General features: G+C 30.2%; 1 protein-coding gene. It reads right to left on the bottom strand.

Going from position 1 to position 659, the window contains the following annotated elements; translation table 11 throughout:
- Nucleotides 1–62 precede the first annotated feature (62 nt).
- The coding region (locus tag KVT27_RS23455) for a hypothetical protein (RefSeq protein WP_217582058.1) at nucleotides 63–659 on the bottom strand (597 nt) is incomplete at its 5' end.

The following is a 659-nucleotide window of genomic DNA, read 5'->3' as shown; positions in this document are numbered from 1 at the left end:
GACTGAACATTAGATAATCTGAACAACGTAGTATTTGCCATGAATTATTGCTCCCCCTTTGTTTACTTATATATAATTTTAAAATCTTTCTTTGTAACCTTAACCAATAAGCTCTTGATAAAAAAAGCAAAGAATTGTTGAATTACATTCTTTTTTTTAGATACTTTGATTTTTAAATCTACTTGGCAAGAAATAACTTCGAACCTTTTTGGAACTATAATTATTTCAGGACATAATTTTATTGCATCATCCTCTTTAATTTTCCCTGCACCAACTACAGAGTCTGTCCATAAGTATCTCGCATTTCCTTTTTTATCCTTATACAAGTTAGAACTTCGTATTCTACTATTTCCCCAACCATCCGAAACTTCAGTATCATATGCAGATGGCCTATATAGTACTACTAAATCACACCCTACTAGACTAAATAACGCATTAGTTAATCTATTTCCTTTTGAAATACTGAGCTGGATCTTATATATAGATTTATTATCATCATTTGGATCTAATAATTTCTTTACATGGTGTTTTTTTATGCTTTTATTATTAACACTCAAGAAATCTACCTCAATATGTACAGGCGAGAAAAGAAAATGAAATAAAAGTAATACTAATGCAATTAGAACTACACTAGAGTACGCTACACCAAGTGCCCCTAA

The sequence above is a fragment of the Lysinibacillus sp. GbtcB16 genome (genome assembly GCF_019091145.1).
Classification (GTDB): Bacteria; Bacillota; Bacilli; order Bacillales_A; family Planococcaceae; genus Lysinibacillus; species Lysinibacillus fusiformis.
This window is presented reverse-complemented; position numbering and strand designations above follow the sequence as displayed.